Below are 15,678 nucleotides of genomic sequence, written 5' to 3'. Positions count from 1 at the left end.
TAAATGCATATCAATTTGTGGTTCCTATTGGATTTTTATTTTCTACCGTCGTGATTATGCTCGACAGTATTTGTTCTGTTTCTTGCTTAAATACATTCGTATTTTTTTCCAAACTGTTCAACCTGCTTTGTACAAGCTGAAGATCATCATTTCTTTGCTGCTGAAGGTATTTCGAAAAATCCACCAACAAGCTTTCGATGTATTCCTTCTGCTCGTCCGAAGAAAGTTTAAAATAACTTTTTACCAATTGCAGGTTTTCTGTTTGCATACCCGATACATATTGACGTATCTGGTCTTGTGACGCAACGGAAGCTTCGCGTAACAGCCTGTCAATTTTACTGGAGTTTAGCGCAAGACTTCTATTGATGGATGCATCGAGTTGTTCCTGCGTTTCTTTCCAGCTCGATTGCATCGTCTCATTATTATTATCTAGAGAAGCATTAATCATGGCCTGAACATCATCAGGGGATAATGAAGCCGCAGGATTGGAAGTTGGCGTTGTTGCAGGATTTGCCGGGGTGTCTCCACCAAAGCTTATTCTTACCTCATGCTGCTGGTATTGAATTCTCATGCCCGAAAATCGTCCTACCAAGATCACAATCAATAACGATGCGGCTATACTAATAATGGTTTTCAGGTAAGGGGCGTTCCAAAGGACGCGGTGTCTTGTATCACCTACAAAAATGGGAGGCGCAATTACTTCCTTATCCTTCACCTGATTTAACATCTTTCGAATTTGATAAAGGCGCTCCATTTCCGCACGTGCCTCCGGATGTTGAAATAGATATTTCTCCATAGCCTCTAATTCAGCACCTTCTAATTCGCCGTACAGGTAAGCCATTAAATCATTTTCACTGGGTTTATAACTCATAGCCTATTGTATCTTTATTAATATTTTTTCGATCTAAAATTTTTCGAAGTCCATCCAGTCCGTAATACATCCTCGACTTCACTGTATTCTCCGAGATATTTAATACTTCTGCAATTTCCCGAAATTTTAATCCTTCATATTCTTTCATGATCACTACTTCACGTTGCTCTACATTCAATTCACTTAAGGCATCCTGTAAAATATCTGCGAGTTCGGTTCGATGCAATTGAGATTCCGGGTTATCGTATCGCTGCCCTGCCGATTCCCATTTGGGCGATTCCTCTGCATCACGGTTCCATACGACATCAAAAGACAAGGACCGGTCTCCTTTCTTTTTCCGAACTTCTTCGCGACAATAGTTTACGGCTATTTTATAGAGCCAAGACTTAAACCGGGCGTTGTCTTGAAGGCTCGGAAGATTCTTGCACATGGAGATAAAGGTTTTTTGTGACACCTCCATGGCCAGGTCATGATCCATAAAAAATTTGTACCCGAAGTTGTAGATACGTTTGTACCACAGCTGCACAAGCTTCCCTTGGGCGCTCTGATCCCCTTCCTTCGCCCGTGTAACAAGGGTATCAGAATGCATCATGGCAATGTCCAGTAAAGTATCTACCACAGATTCGGTTGGTTTTTAAATTCTTCAGCTTCTTGCCTTTATACGCTTAGGATGGAAAGCTTTCACAAAAAGTTTTATGAAGTTTGCCTTTTTTACCCAAATAAACATACCGTTCTCATTAATTTAAGCCTTTCACCTTTAAGCATTTAACCGTAAGCTTGTAGCCGAATTTCGTCTTCATGAAAAAAGTAATTTCCTGGCTGATCCGTTACGTGCCGCGAAAATATCTTCAACGGGTTAGTGGTGTCGGCCTGAAGGTTTTAGGACTGTTGTATCATGGCAACATTGTTACGTGTCCTGTTTGCAGTAAAAGTTACAAGAAATTTTTGCCGTATGGACGAATCAAGCCCAGGGAAAATGCCTTGTGTCCCAATTGTCTTTCATTGGAAAGACATCGCCTGATGTGGCTGTATTTAAAGGAAAAGACTCCTTTTTTTAACAAAAAATTGCACATACTTCATATTGCTCCTGAAGCGTGTTTTATTAAACGATTTGAAAAGGTTCATGGCGATCAATATGTTACTGCTGACATCGAGTCGCCGTTGGCAAAAGTGAAAATGGATATCCATCAAATTCCCTTTGATGCAAACACTTTTGATGTCGTTTTGTGCAATCACGTGTTAGAACACGTGAACGATGACATTAAGGCGATGACCGAAATTAATCGTGTACTCAAACCTGGAGGTTTTGCAATCCTTCAAGTACCTTTCTATAACCCGGTTTCGGATGTCACATTTGAAGACTCAACGATCAATGACAAAAGGGAGCGCGAAAAGATTTTTGGCCAGGATGATCATGTTCGAAAATATGGAAGAGACTACCCGCTACGCATAAAACGCGCAGGCCTGGAGCCCATCGAAGATCCCTACGTGAATGATCTTCAGGAAATCACCCGAAAGAAATTCGGCCTCGTGAAAGGTGAAATTATTTACGGAGGCCGGAAGAAAGTGTTGATATTATAGGTGTTTAAGTGTTTAAGTGTTTGAGTGGTGTACAACCTTCAACACTTCGAACTTCAACACTTCAACACTATCAGGTTTTTATTCAACAAAAAAGCCGGCTTCACACCGGCTCTAATTGTTTGCTGTAAGTTTCGTGCTTCTAGCCTTATCCCAGCTTTTCCAACACATCCATCACTTCGCGAACTGCCTTACGGCTGGATTCAAGCAATGCTTTTTCGTCCTTATCAAGGTCAAGTTCAATAACCCTTTCAATACCATTTTTACCAAGAACTACAGGGACACCTAGGTAACAATCTTTGATGCCATATTCACCTTCAAGCTTCATACACACCGGGAAGACTCTGCGCTGATCTTTTACGATCGCTTCCACCATTTGCGCGGCCGCTGAACCTGGCGCATACCAAGCTGAAGTGCCCATCAATTTCACTAATTCTCCGCCTCCAACTTTAGTTCTCTCAAGAATAGCATTCAGTTTGTCCTTGTCTATCAACTCCGTTACAGGAATACCGGCAACAGTAGTATAGCGCGGCAGTGGCACCATTGTATCACCATGGCCGCCCAATAACATTGCCTGGATATCTTTTGGAGAAATATTTAATGCTTCAGCCAGGAATGCACGATATCGTGCTGTATCTAAAATGCCTGCCATACCCATTAACCTAGTCCGCGGTAATTTCGATGTGATGTGTGCCTGGTATGTCATTACATCGAGCGGATTGGATACCACGATGATGATAGCCTTCGGGGAATGTTTAATAATATTTTCAGTAACTGATTTTACGATACCGGCGTTCGTTCCGATAAGATCATCACGGCTCATACCTGGTTTGCGTGGAAGCCCTGACGTGATCACAACTACATCTGAATTTGCAGATTTAGAATAGTCGTTAGTTGCGCCGATCGTGCGACTATCATACAAATCAATAGGAGCTTTTTGCCAAATGTCAAGCGACTTACCTTCAGCCAGCCCTTCTTTGATATCTAATAGTACAATTTCATTTGCTACCTCGCGGTAAGCAAGAACATCTGCACATGTAGCGCCAACATTACCCGCGCCAACTACAGTTACTTTCATAATGATATAGATTAAGTTTTAAAAATCGGATTCGGCCTGATGTGTTGATCAAGTGTTGTGAATGAACGTTTGGAAATGGTATCGGTCTAGAAATCAACACATTGCAGGATGGGGAAAAGTGCTCCCCTAAACCGGGCGGCAAGTTATCAATAAGAAGGGATTTTGAAAATAATTTTTAAGAAACGTAGGCGGAATGGCTGTTCAAACTTTCTCCACAGAGATATTCAACACACGCTGCGTTTCATCAGAAATTTTAACCCGCTCATCAATTCGCCAGCCAACTACGTAGACTATTGTTCCTTCAGATTCTAAAACAGTTACAGTATCCTTATCGGGGAGGGAAACCTTATTGTCGATTAAAAAATCACTTAACTTTTTGTTGTTTTTCATTCCAAGGGGTTGGAATGAATCACCGTGCTGCCACTTTCTCCAACGTAATGGAAATTTAAGTTTGTCGGCATCAATGGATACCTGCATGTTGCTTGTGCGCGGCACTTCCACATGTCCATTGGATAAACTCAATTTCCAAGGGCCGAGACTTACCGCCTGTTCACTACCATCAATCACAATCGTGTCCCAATCCTGCGGATGACGTGTAATAATGATCACTTCCCTATCAATCACCAAAACATGGGTAGGTGATAGAAAACGTTTACCCGATTGCCCCTGCATCGCCAAGACAATTTCACGTGCCTGATCAAAATTGAAAGCGTATTTTTTTATGAAACGCCACAATACGGAGACTGCTGATGAAAAAGAATCAAATGCTTTTTTATCGATCACGGTCCGCTCTTCCGTTTCTCGTATAAATTTCTTTTCCCAATCCTCAAAAGCAATGTGGATCAATTCCAAATCACCCTGAATTTTTGCAATACCCTGCTGCCATGTAGATTCCAATGAAGGATTTACCTCTCTAAGTTTCGGGATGACATGGTGGCGTATAAAATTTCGTTGATAGTCATCTGTAAGGTTGCTTTGATCTTCACGCCACGCCACCTTTTTCTCAGCACCATATTTTTCTATTTGAGCACGCGTGGTAAAAAGCAACGGACGAATGATATACTGGTTCTTAAGAGGAATTCCTGTTAAGCCCTCCGTTGCAGCTCCCTTTGTAATATTCAACAACACGGTTTCCATGGAATCATCGAAATGATGAGCGGTTGCCAATAGATTGTACGAATATTTTTTTACGAGGTCATCGAACCATGCATATCGCAATTCACGCGCTGCCATCTGGATCGACAATCCATGCGCAACAGCAAATGATTCGGTTTCAAAACGCTGATTAAAAAACGGTATACCTAATGCAATACATGTTTCATGAACTAATTTCTCATCCAGGTCAGAATCCTGTTCCCTCAATTGAAAATTGCAATGCGCGACGCCGACATTAAAGTTAGCCTCCTTAAAAAGTTGTAGCATCACCATCGAATCCAAACCACCGCTAACCGCCAGCAAAATGGAATCTTCATGGCTGCAGAGATGATGTTGCTGAATATGGTTCAGAAATTGCTCAAACACAGTCAAAAATACGAATTACAGGGTATGAAGTACGATTTTCAGTTAAAGGATTGTAGCTTGCACAAATGAATTTCCGACTCACAATTAACCATTTCAGATGCTATTGCCTGCTCATCATGATGTTGGTAATTGGTAACGTGGCGCTGGCGCAAAAAAAAGTGCAGCTGAAGCATGCCGATCAATTGCGAGCAGGAAAAATTGGTGATGAACGAATTGAACGTCTTTTGGGTAACGTGGTGCTCACCCAAAATAAAACCACCATTTATTGTGATTCTGCTTATCTCTTTAAGAAGAGAAATTATGTTGAGGCCTTTGGAAGTGTGCGCATAACGGAGGGGGATTCGATTACCATTGTGGGCAAGAAACTGGAGTATGACGGCAATACAAAGCGGGCAGAACTTCGTAAGGATGTTGTTTTCACCAAGCTCGCAACGTCTACCTTATACACGGATCACCTGGATTTCGATCGACCTAAAAATCTCGCGTACTATTACAACGGTGGTAAGCTTGTCGATAGCATTAATACCCTGACGAGTAACAAAGGTTATTATGACCTCACTTCCAACATGGCGTCCTTTAAAAAAAATGTCCATGTTGAAAATCCACCGGATTACACCATGACGTCCGATAGCCTTCAATATAATTCCACAACCAAAGTTCTGTACTTCAGAACCCCTACCACTGTACTTGATAAAAAAGATAGCAGCACTTTCGTTTATAACGGTGGAGAATATGATACCAAAACAAAACAGTCTGACCTTGATTTAGGAATAGCAGAAAGCTCTGAATACACCCTGGAAGGCGAAGATTTTCAGTTGGACGACATCAGAAAAATTTACAGGGTCAGGCGGTCTGTAAAGATGATTTCTAAAAAAGAAAACCTGATCATTTATGGCCAGGCAGCCGACTATTACAAGGGAAAGGGAATTATAAAGGTATATGATCGGGCCTATCTGGCAAAAGTGGGTGATCAAAACGACACACTTTTCATCGCTGCCGATACCCTTGTATCGATCGATAATGTGGATGAGAGCAAAAAAAGATTGTTGGCTTACAACACGGTTAAAATATTCCGGGACGATCTTCAGGGAGTAGCCGATTCAGTAGAATATCGCGCCGCCGACTCAACCATTTATTTTTACCAGGATCCCATTTTATGGTCAGATGGCAATCAAATGACCGCAGATTCAATCCGCATGCTCATTAAGAACAATACGATTGATAAGATTTTCATGAATGTGAATTCATTTGTTATCTCAAAAGACTCATTACTGAACTTTAACCAGATCAAAGGAAGAAAAATGATTGCCGAGTTTGAGAAACAAAAAATTAGCAAGGTTATCGTGGAAGGAAACGGGGAGAGCATTTACTACATACTGAGCGAGGAAGAGGATTCGGCCCTGGGTTTAAACAGAATTATTTGCAGCAACATCACCATTCGATTCAAGGAAGGGCAAGTCAACAACCTCAGCTTTTATGTCCAGCCTGAGGCGCGGTTCATTCCACCTCATGAAATAAAAGAAGAAGACATCCGCCTGAAAGGATTTTTGTGGAATGAAAAAGCGAAACCTATCAAATCAGAGGTCAAGAAAGAGCAACCAAAGACTTCGGTAATTCCGCGGTCACCCAAGCAATTAAGGTGACAAAAGAAGCATATCTTTTCCCTCGAATTTCCTATTTTTTTCAGCCGATTAAACATTTTTAGAGCCGAATAACACGGGCGAACGGTTGGCCTATTATTTTATTGTTATGCCTAACGAAATATTTCATTTTCTATTATGAGAATCATCGAAAATGTTTAACTTTTGTGAATTCGAGAAGGATTTTATGGTAAGAACCCTGTTGTCGGCAGTCATGATTTTAGTGAGTTCCTGGGCATTTGCCCAAGGATTCGAAATCGCGCCGTTGCAGGAATCCTACAAAGCAAGTATCGGAGAAACGATCAAGGTCCCTCTTCGCTTTAAAAACACCTCCGAAAAATCCATCACCCTTATCATCCGGAAAGTCAACGAACAGATCGGAAGCACTCAAAAGAAATACTTCTGCATCGATAATAATTGCCTCGATGCAAAAATTGAAGATTACATCATCAAGGTTGAACCCGGCCATACCGTAACAAATTTCTATGTGGCGTTGGATGCTGGTCTCAATCAACATGAAAGTACACTCCGATATATCGCTTACAACAAGTCAAATCCAAGCCAGGCATTAGATCTTGACCTCAACTTTAACGTGGAGGAAAAAACTGACAAGGCTACCATTTACCAATCGCGATACATCACGCTGTATGACGTTTATCCAAATCCAGCAGTAGAGCAGGCGAATTTGTCTTATAAGCTATTAAGCGACCAGGTTAAAGCTAAGGTACTGCTTCACAATATCCTTGGAAATGTCATAGGAGAGTACAGCCTTTCTTCATTTGAAAACCTCATCCGAATCAAAACAGAGGATCTAAATCCTGGCATCTATTTTTATACGCTATACATTGAAAGCGAGGGTGTAATGACGCGCAAACTGATCGTTAAGAAATAATTCTGCGATTCCGCCAACTTTAAGAACCTTTTTCCTTCATTTTTCATCACTTCGTAAGTGATGGTTTGTAATCAAACCCTTTAATTGGTTGGATTTAAGCCTAAACAAATGAAAATCAATCGGGAAACTGAACGTTTTTCAGAATATGGCGTCTTATGTTATATTTGCGGGCTTATGCAACGAGTATCATCTTATTTTCTTTTCGTCCTCATTCTGGTGATTGGAGTCTCCTGTGGAAAATTCCGAAAAATTGAAAAAAGCCAGGACTGGCGGATAAAATATGATGCCGCCCTCAACTACTACAACCAGAAGGAATATTATAAAGCTTCTGTTTTATTTGAGCAGATTATTCCGATCGTGCGAGGTCTTCCGGAAGGTGAAAAGGTGCAGTTTTATTTAGCCTATTGCCAGTATTACGACAAATTATACCTCCTGGCCTCCGAGCAGTTCAAGACTTTTTACGAAACGTATGGGCGAAGTTCGATGGCAGAAGAAGCTCGTTATATGTATGCCTACTCCCTCTATAAGTCATCTCCTAAAGACAATCTTGATCAAACCAGCAGCATAGATGCTATGGCGGCGATGCAGGAGTTTTTAAATCGGTTTTCCAATAGCAAATTCAGGGATCAGGCTATTGACGTAATTGTAACCACACAAAAGAAATTAGAACGGAAAGGCTTTGACAACGCCTATCAGTATTATAGGATGCGCCAGTACAAGGCTGCTATTGTGGCCCTGAACAATTTTAAAAATAATTTTCCCGACTCCGAATTTCTGGAGGAAGCATATTACCTCGTCATTGATGCAGAGTTTCGTTTAGCTGAACAAAGTATTGTCAGCAAACAAGAAGAACGTTATAAAGGAGTGGTAGAACATTACAAGGAGTTTGTAGATAAATACCCACAAAGCCCCTTCCTGCGTGAAGCAGAAAAACTTTATGCCGACAGTTTAGAAAAACTTAATAAGACAAAAAATAACAATTCATAATTATGGCAGTTCAATCCTCAATCATCACGCGCGATGTTGAAAAGATCGCATCACAGACAGGTAATCTTTACGAATCTGTAGTGGTCATCTCCAAAAGAGCAAGACAAATTGCAGTTAACATCAAAGAAGAGCTTAACAACAAGCTGGCGGAGTTTGCTACGACAGTAGACAATCTTGAAGAGGTTTTCGAAAACCGTGAGCAGATTGAAATTTCAAAGTTCTATGAACGTATGCCTAAGCCCACAACAACAGCAACCGAAGAATTTTTGGAAGGAAAACTTAATTTCCGTCTGCGCGGTGAAGGCGATTCTCAACCGGAGTTATAATTTCCTTTAAATGATTAGTGGCAAGAAGATCATTCTTGGTGTTTGTGGAGGCATTGCTGCCTATAAATCTGCAGTGCTCACCAGACTTCTTGTCAAAGCTGGTGCTGAAGTAAAAGTTATTATGACGCCTTCAGCACATAGCTTTATCACACCCCTTACCCTTTCGAGCCTGTCAAGAAATCCTGTGCTTACGTCTTTCGAAAAGGAAGACACAGGAGAATGGAATAACCATGTGGAATTGGGTTTGTGGGCAGATGCAATTATCATTGCACCGGTTACGGCCAACACCCTCGCTAAAATGGCTAATGGCATTTGTGATAACCTGCTTTTAGCCACTTATTTGTCTGCACGTTGTTCCGTATGGCTAGCGCCGGCAATGGATTTGGATATGTTGCAACATCCTTCCACTAAATCCAATATTGAAAAAATAAGAAGTTTCGGCAATGTTCTGATAGATCCCACTCACGGCGAACTAGCCAGTGGGCTGACTGGAACCGGAAGAATGGCTGAGCCTGAAGATATCTTCAATCAGGTGGATTTTTTTTTTAAAGGAAGTCAGAAGTTAAAAGGAAAAACGGTTCTCGTTACCGCCGGCCCCACCTACGAAGCAATTGATCCTGTTCGTTTCATCGGCAATCATTCCAGCGGCAAAATGGGATTCGCCATTGCAGAAGTTTTGGCAAATGAAGGGGCTGCTGTAAATCTTATTGCAGGGCCAACAGACCAACAGACTCGTCATCCGGGAATTACAGTAAAACATGTTACTTCAGCGGAAGAAATGTACAACGCCTGTACTTCACTTTTTAATGAGGTTGACATCACCGTACTTGCTGCAGCCGTTGCCGACTATCGTCCAACAACACAGGCAACTGAAAAAATAAAGAAGAACGGAAGTCTGACCCTGGAATTGACAAAAACGCACGACATTGCTGCTTCATTGGGAAAATTGAAACGCGAAGGTCAGTTTGTTGTAGGCTTTGCGCTCGAAACGCAACAAGAAGAAGAGAATGCACTCAAAAAATTGGAATCCAAAAATTTCGATTTGATCGTTCTCAATTCATTGAAAGACGCCGGCGCCGGATTTGGCTACGACACAAATAAAATTACCATTATAGACCGTGAACATAAATCGACGTCTTTCGCGTTAAAGGATAAAAAGTCTGTAGCGAAAGATATTGTTCAGGCTATCATAGCAAAGCTTCATGCATAAATATGCGTCATTCATATTACTTCTTATCTCGTGGTGCCCACTCGTTGCACAGGAGCTGAATTGTAACGTTACCATTAATTCCACGCAAATCACAACGTCTGATCGTGGCATTTTTCGTGATATGGAGACAGGTATTGAACAATTCATGAATTCACGTAAGTGGACTAACGAAGCCTACAAGGTGCATGAAAAGATCAACTGCAATATGCTCATCACCATCACAAAGATGCCAGCTATCGGCAGTTTCTCCGCTACCGTTCAGATTCAGGCTGCGCGTCCTGTCTACAACACCAATTATTCCAGTCTCATTTTTAATTTTGCAGACCGCGACTGGGAGTTTGAATATATTGAATCCCTTCCCCTGGAGTACAACGATAACACCTACACGTCGAACTTAACGTCAATGCTCGCTTTATACGCCTATCTAATATTAGGCGTCGACGCAGATACTTTCAGCGAGCTTGGTGGGACACCGTATTTTCAACGTGCGCTCACCGTCGTGAACAATGCTCAACAATCCAACAGGCCCGGATGGCAATCCATCGGCGGAAGTAATAGAAGCCGGTATTGGATTGTTGAAAACTATAACAACCCTCAAATGGTTGATCTTCGTAAATCGGCGTATACCTATCACCGCTTGGCATTAGATACGTTTGATCAAGACCCAGACAAAAGCCGAAAAATTATTCTGGATGGATTGAAGGAGGTTAAAAAGGTCCGTGATATAAATCCCAACGCCATTCTTTTGGTAAGCTTCCTGGATGCTAAAGGCAAGGAACTCGCTAACATTTTTTCTTCTGGTAATATTCAGATTCGACGGGAGGCCTATGATATCGTAACAACTATTGATCCTTCAAACCGGTCGACTTACGAAAAAATGATTCAGAATTAATATTTCAATTTCCTTCCTGTTGCATTCGACATTTGAATTATTCAGATTTGTCTGAATAGCGTTTTAACAATGCGTACCAAACAATTAAGATTGAGTGATGTTGATCAAATCCGCCGTAGAATTGCTGAATTTGTAGGAAAGAAAATTAATGTTGTCTTAACCGACAGAACGGTTATGTTCGGCGAACTAAGCAAGGTTAATGACTCAGGAATTGTGCTCAAAAACATGCGCCTCGAAAATATGAAATATCCATTTCAATCCATTGCTGAAATTTATTTTGACATTATAGTATAATGCTAAAGCACCTTACCATACGAAACTATGCCTTGATAAAACATTTGGAGATGGATCCTTCCGCTAATCTGAATGTGATTACCGGTGAAACCGGCGCAGGGAAATCTATTATGCTCGGTGCCATCGGATTGTTAATGGGGAACCGTGCCGACACAAAAGTATTGTGGGATGAAAATGAAAAGTGCATTACCGAGGGCACGTTCGATATTAAGAATGAAAATCTGAAATCAATTTTTGCAGACGAAGATCTCGACTACGATTCAACAACGGTAATACGCAGGGAAATTAGTCCTGGTGGGAAATCAAGGGCATTTATCAACGATACACCTGTTACCCTGGAAGTAATGAAGCGAATTGGAAATTTCCTGATGGATGTTCATTCACAACATGAAACCCTGCAACTCGGACAACAAACATTTCAATTAAAGTTAGTTGATGCTTATGCTGAAAATCGAAACCTTATAGAAGAATACGCCGCAGCCTGGTCCAATTACCTTAAGGCTAAAAAAGCATTTGAAAGTTTAACATCGGAGGCAGAAACGCTTCGACAGGAGTCAGATTATGTTCGCTTTCAATTGGATGAATTGGTGAAAGCGAACCTAGAAGGAGCAGAACAAGAAACGTTGGAGTCGGAATTGAAAATCATGGAACATGCGGGCGAGATAAAAACCCGTTTCCAACAGGCTATTGAATTACTCAATGATTCAGAATATGCTGCACTTAACAGCTTAAGAGAAGCGAGAAACCACCTGCAAATTGTTACATCGTTTTCAACTCGTTATGAGGAAGTGTATAAACGAATTGACAGCCTCATGATTGAACTTGATGACCTTGTGAGTGAGATTGAAAGAGAAGGTGATGAAGTTGAGTTTGATCCTGAACGTACGGAGACTATAAAAGAGCGCTTAAGCCTCTTATACCGGTTATTAAAAAAGCATCGTGTTCAAAATGTGAAGGAGTTGATTACTATTCAAGAGACATTACAGCAAAAAGATAGCCTCACATCAAATCTTGACGAAGCGCTTGCTGCCTCGAAAAAAACTTTTGATCAGACTCAACAACAGGTAAAGATTATTGCGGCAAAACTTAGTGAGTCGCGAAAAAAAGGGTTTCAGCCATTGTGTAAACAGATCAGCAAATTATTGCATGAACTCGGGATGCCTAATGCTGTTTTTGAAATCGATTCAAAAATAACCGAACCCTCTCCCACCGGGATTGATCGTATTGAAATTCTCTTTAGTGCCAACAAAGGAATTTCTCCGAGGCCATTAGCCCAGGTGGCTTCGGGCGGCGAATTCTCACGGGTAATGTTTTCTATCAAATATGTGATGGCTTCAAAAACCGCGATGCCAACGCTGATACTAGACGAAATAGACAATGGTATCTCCGGAGAAGTAGCCATCAAGCTCGGTAACTTAATGAAGGGGATGTCAAAAAAACATCAGATTATTTCCATTAGTCATTTGCCACAAATCGCAGCGAAAGGTGATGCTCATTATTTTGTGTATAAAGACAACTCAGCTGCCAAAACGGTAAGTTCTATTAAACGTTTGACGAACGATGAGCGGGTTGAAGAAATCGCTAAAATGATTGGCGGATCAAAACCTTCCAAAGTTGCCCTTGAAAATGCGCAGGAACTTTTAACGAACTAATTCCAAAGTTCAGTTTCAGGTAGGATTAACTATTTAGACCCGCCGCCCGTCAAAGTCACTTCTTCTTTTTCTCTCCTTGCTTCTTTAGATTGATCTCTGATGTCTTCTCTTACCCGCTTACCCAGGGTGCCCCGGAGTCGTTCCCAAAAACTCTCACGTTCAGTAATCGAAACAAAGTCCTCGACATAGGCTGCCGTGGTATCAATTTTTGGTAACGAACGGTCATCAATATCTAACATTGAAAACACAATAGGAATGGTTTTAACGCCAGGAGTATAACGTCTTATAAATCGTCTTAGCAAGGCAGCCTGGTATGGGTCGGTGGCCACAGCGATTTTATCAAATCCTTTTTCTTTTGCCATCTTCCAGGAATAGTAAACATTTTCAGTACTGTGCTCGGCATTTGTTTCATAAAAGGTATGATCGGATGGAATACCGAGTGAATCGGCCATTATTTTCATGGCGATTCCTTCTACGAAATGTGTGTATACTGATGAACCCGAGAAAATAATATTTTTAGTAATTCCGCTGTCATAAAGATGCTTTGCCCAATAGAGCCGCAAAGTCATCACGGACGTTGTTGCTGCTTTGTCATAAGGAACGCCCGGTACGATGATTACATCGTACGGTTTTTCTTTTTTTGCCCGCGCATAGGATTTTTCAGCATGATTGGAAATGGAACAATGGGTAAGCAAAAGTGCTAAACCTACAAAAACATGGAAATATAAAAACCACCTCAGAACTCTTTTCACCGTCTTCATACCCTATATAACAGGGATTTATCGTTTTTGTTGTAATAATTTTAAGCGCCAGGATGCATCATATTCCAAGTAGCCATCGTCCACCATCTCCCGGATCACATCAACAAATAATTCGTGTTCACGCGGGGCAATCTTTTCTTCAAGTTCTTCCACCGTCATCGAATTTTTTTTAAGCATGTTTAAAACTTCTTCGCGGATTTCATCAAAGGCCCGGATATTTTCCTTTTTACGTTTCTCAATGCATACGTCACAGATTCCGCATTCATTGAAAGTAATTTCATTAAAATATTCCTGAACCACTTGCATGCGGCAACGATGTTGGGTTGTAACAAAATCGATCATGGCATTCATTTTTTCCATGGTCAATTTTTTTCTCGCCGCCATCCTCGCCGTATCCAGCGGAAGCCGGCTTACATCCTGACGTGGAAGCACGAACGTAAGCTGGGGTTTCTCCTTTACCGGTTGATACATGATTATTTTCAATTCATCGAGGTGTTTAAGGATCTTTATCATTTCCTGAAAAGAAATTTTTAATCCTTTCGCCAGATATGATTCAGAGATTTTTACAAAATCGGAAAACAACTCACCCCCATAAAGCCTTAAGATCATTTTGATTACCGGATCAAATTGTTCATTTGCGATTTGAAATTCATAAAGTTTAGTTTTATCAACCGCGATGTGAAGTTGTGATGGGCTATAAAAACTTTCGTTAAATTGAATGAGCCCTTCTTCCTCTAATTTCTTTAATGCCACGTACACTTCGGCTGTATGGAAGGAGAAGCGATCGGTAAAGTCGTGCAGATCAAAATCAAAACTCTCGCCCGCTGCGCTACCAACAGCAAGCTGATAATAATTTGCTAACGCCTGGTAAATTCTTTTTAACACCTCGGGTGAAGGATGTGCCTGTTCGGTCTTTATTTGGAGATTTGAAACATCGGCATCCTGATAAATCATGACTGCGTAAGAACGTACACCATCGCGTCCTGCGCGGCCTGCTTCCTGGTAATAAGACTCCAAATTTTCCGGAAGGTCGAGATGTATTACGATCCTGACATCCGGTTTGTCAATACCCATACCAAAGGCGTTGGTTGATACCATTACCCTGGTGATGTTTTGAATCCACTGATCCTGACGCTTGGACCGTTCTTCATGATTAAGTCCGGCGTGATAATAAGCTGCAGAAATTTTCCTTTTTACGAGAGATGCAGCTATCTCTTGGGTAGCTTTTCGTGATCGTACATAGATGATGGCAGAGCCTTTCACTTTCTGAAGGATTTCCAGCACCTTCTTTTCTTTGTTCTCCGATTTCCGGACCACAAAAGAAAGATTGTCCCGGGCAAATGATTTCCTGAAAACCAGAGAAGATGGTTTGAAAGCCAATTTGTCTTGAATATCCTCACAAACAATCTCAGTTGCCGAGGCCGTCAACGCTATGACTGGAGCATCGGGAACTAATTCACGCAAGGCAGCAATCTGCAGGTACGGCGGCCGGAAATCGTAACCCCATTGTGAAATACAGTGTGCTTCATCCACAGCAATAAGGCCGACCTTCATCTGTTTGACACGTGCAATAAAGATTTCAGTCAGCAAACGCTCGGGCGATACATATAAAAATTTTACCGCGCCATAAATACAATTGTCTAACAAAATATCGACTTGTTGCCGGCTCATTCCCGAATGAATGGATACCGCTTCAATGCCTCGTTGCTTTAGTTGCATCACCTGATCTTTCATCAACGCTATTAGGGGCGTTACAACGATGCAAATACCTTCCAGCAGCAAGGCGGGTACCTGAAAGCATACGGATTTTCCACCACCTGTCGGCAATAAAGCCAACGTATCCTGGCCTTTCAAAACTGATTGAATAATATCTTCCTGCAGCGCCCGGAAGGCATTATGATGCCAATACTTCTGTAATATGGAAAGCGGAGTTTCGATTGCTTGAACGTTAAAGACTAAGGTTTAAATTAAAGTGG

Annotated in this window: 15 protein-coding genes; 9 read left to right on the top strand and 6 right to left on the bottom strand. The window is 41.4% G+C overall.

Translation table 11 applies throughout. The features are described from left to right. Positions 1 to 10 precede the first annotated feature (10 nt). Positions 11 to 871 (bottom strand): hypothetical protein, encoded by an 861-nt coding sequence (locus P2W71_RS08340; protein WP_276369544.1) that lies wholly within the window; start codon positions 869 to 871, stop codon positions 11 to 13. Next, complete coding sequence (locus P2W71_RS08335) at positions 861 to 1,490, bottom strand: RNA polymerase sigma factor (protein WP_276369541.1); 630 nt, start codon at positions 1,488 to 1,490, stop codon at positions 861 to 863. The genes P2W71_RS08340 and P2W71_RS08335 overlap by 11 nt, the downstream gene beginning before the upstream one ends. A 179-nt stretch (positions 1,491 to 1,669) precedes the next feature. Here P2W71_RS08335 and P2W71_RS08330 point away from each other — a divergent pair, with 179 nt between their 5' ends. After that, entirely contained in the window at positions 1,670 to 2,452 is a 783-nt protein-coding gene (locus tag P2W71_RS08330) for a class I SAM-dependent methyltransferase (RefSeq protein ID WP_276369539.1), read from the top strand. A 145-nt stretch (positions 2,453 to 2,597) separates the two neighbouring features. Here the strand turns inward: P2W71_RS08330 and mdh are convergent, their stop codons facing one another. Together mdh and tilS are read right to left on the bottom strand one after the other, a co-directional pair. After that, complete coding sequence (mdh, locus tag P2W71_RS08325; RefSeq protein WP_276371723.1) at positions 2,598 to 3,530, bottom strand: malate dehydrogenase; 933 nt, start codon at positions 3,528 to 3,530, stop codon at positions 2,598 to 2,600. Between the two features lie 198 nt (positions 3,531 to 3,728). Beyond that, positions 3,729 to 5,048, bottom strand: a complete 1,320-nt coding sequence (gene tilS / locus P2W71_RS08320) for a tRNA lysidine(34) synthetase TilS (protein WP_276369537.1) — start codon at positions 5,046 to 5,048, stop codon at positions 3,729 to 3,731. A 116-nt stretch (positions 5,049 to 5,164) separates the two neighbouring features. Between tilS and P2W71_RS08315 the strand changes: the two genes are divergently transcribed. From P2W71_RS08315 to recN, 8 genes are all read left to right on the top strand, one after another. Continuing rightward, the gene (locus tag P2W71_RS08315; protein WP_276369535.1) at positions 5,165 to 6,691 is read left to right on the top strand and encodes an OstA-like protein; all 1,527 of its coding nucleotides are present in this window, start codon (positions 5,165 to 5,167) and stop codon (positions 6,689 to 6,691) included. A gap of 151 nt (positions 6,692 to 6,842) precedes the next feature. After that, positions 6,843 to 7,580, top strand: a complete 738-nt coding sequence (locus P2W71_RS08310; RefSeq protein WP_276369533.1) for a T9SS type A sorting domain-containing protein — start codon at positions 6,843 to 6,845, stop codon at positions 7,578 to 7,580. Between the two features lie 174 nt (positions 7,581 to 7,754). Next, positions 7,755 to 8,567 carry an outer membrane protein assembly factor BamD gene (gene bamD, locus P2W71_RS08305; RefSeq protein WP_276369530.1) on the top strand — a complete coding sequence of 271 codons (813 nt, stop codon included), beginning with the start codon at positions 7,755 to 7,757 and terminating at the stop codon, positions 8,565 to 8,567. Between the two features lie 2 nt (positions 8,568 to 8,569). Beyond that, entirely contained in the window at positions 8,570 to 8,893 is a 324-nt protein-coding gene (locus P2W71_RS08300) for a DNA-directed RNA polymerase subunit omega (protein ID WP_276369528.1), read from the top strand. 10 nt (positions 8,894 to 8,903) lie between these two features. Beyond that, positions 8,904 to 10,103 carry a bifunctional phosphopantothenoylcysteine decarboxylase/phosphopantothenate--cysteine ligase CoaBC gene (gene coaBC, locus P2W71_RS08295; RefSeq protein ID WP_276369524.1) on the top strand — a complete coding sequence of 400 codons (1,200 nt, stop codon included), beginning with the start codon at positions 8,904 to 8,906 and terminating at the stop codon, positions 10,101 to 10,103. Further along, entirely contained in the window at positions 10,096 to 10,995 is a 900-nt protein-coding gene (locus tag P2W71_RS08290) for a DUF4835 family protein (RefSeq protein WP_276369522.1), read from the top strand. The genes coaBC and P2W71_RS08290 overlap by 8 nt, the downstream gene beginning before the upstream one ends. 69 nt (positions 10,996 to 11,064) lie before the next feature. Then, complete coding sequence (locus tag P2W71_RS08285) at positions 11,065 to 11,289, top strand: hypothetical protein (protein WP_276369519.1); 225 nt, start codon at positions 11,065 to 11,067, stop codon at positions 11,287 to 11,289. Then, positions 11,289 to 12,941 carry a DNA repair protein RecN gene (recN, locus tag P2W71_RS08280; RefSeq protein WP_276369517.1) on the top strand — a complete coding sequence of 551 codons (1,653 nt, stop codon included), beginning with the start codon at positions 11,289 to 11,291 and terminating at the stop codon, positions 12,939 to 12,941. The genes P2W71_RS08285 and recN overlap by 1 nt, the downstream gene beginning before the upstream one ends. A gap of 29 nt (positions 12,942 to 12,970) precedes the next feature. Here the strand turns inward: recN and P2W71_RS08275 are convergent, their stop codons facing one another. Beyond that, positions 12,971 to 13,702 carry a YdcF family protein gene (locus P2W71_RS08275; RefSeq protein ID WP_276369515.1) on the bottom strand — a complete coding sequence of 244 codons (732 nt, stop codon included), beginning with the start codon at positions 13,700 to 13,702 and terminating at the stop codon, positions 12,971 to 12,973. Between the two features lie 18 nt (positions 13,703 to 13,720). Beyond that, the gene (locus P2W71_RS08270; protein WP_346659957.1) at positions 13,721 to 15,622 is read right to left on the bottom strand and encodes an ATP-dependent DNA helicase RecQ; all 1,902 of its coding nucleotides are present in this window, start codon (positions 15,620 to 15,622) and stop codon (positions 13,721 to 13,723) included. Between the last annotated feature and the right edge of the window lie 56 nt (positions 15,623 to 15,678).

The organism is Chryseolinea sp. H1M3-3 (assembly GCF_029360725.1).
In the GTDB taxonomy this organism is placed as follows: domain Bacteria; phylum Bacteroidota; class Bacteroidia; order Cytophagales; family Cyclobacteriaceae; genus Chryseolinea.
The sequence above is the reverse complement of the archived record's forward strand: the minus strand, read 5'-3'. Positions and strand labels throughout refer to the sequence as shown.

Bases quoted from the DNA above. Each gene is read 5' to 3' on its own strand.
- P2W71_RS08290 (WP_276369522.1), top strand. From the start codon at position 10,096: ATGCATAAATATGCGTCATTCATATTACTTCTTATCTCGTGGTGCCCA.
- P2W71_RS08300 (WP_276369528.1), top strand. From the start codon at position 8,570: ATGGCAGTTCAATCCTCAATCATCACGCGCGATGTTGAAAAGATCGCA.
- P2W71_RS08330 (WP_276369539.1), top strand. From the start codon at position 1,670: ATGAAAAAAGTAATTTCCTGGCTGATCCGTTACGTGCCGCGAAAATAT.
- P2W71_RS08275 (WP_276369515.1), bottom strand. From the start codon at position 13,702: ATGAAGACGGTGAAAAGAGTTCTGAGGTGGTTTTTATATTTCCATGTT.
- P2W71_RS08285 (WP_276369519.1), top strand. From the start codon at position 11,065: ATGCGTACCAAACAATTAAGATTGAGTGATGTTGATCAAATCCGCCGT.
- recN (WP_276369517.1), top strand. From the start codon at position 11,289: ATGCTAAAGCACCTTACCATACGAAACTATGCCTTGATAAAACATTTG.
- P2W71_RS08310 (WP_276369533.1), top strand. From the start codon at position 6,843: ATGTTTAACTTTTGTGAATTCGAGAAGGATTTTATGGTAAGAACCCTG.
- P2W71_RS08340 (WP_276369544.1), bottom strand. From the start codon at position 871: ATGAGTTATAAACCCAGTGAAAATGATTTAATGGCTTACCTGTACGGC.
- bamD (WP_276369530.1), top strand. From the start codon at position 7,755: ATGCAACGAGTATCATCTTATTTTCTTTTCGTCCTCATTCTGGTGATT.
- coaBC (WP_276369524.1), top strand. From the start codon at position 8,904: ATGATTAGTGGCAAGAAGATCATTCTTGGTGTTTGTGGAGGCATTGCT.
- P2W71_RS08315 (WP_276369535.1), top strand. From the start codon at position 5,165: ATGATGTTGGTAATTGGTAACGTGGCGCTGGCGCAAAAAAAAGTGCAG.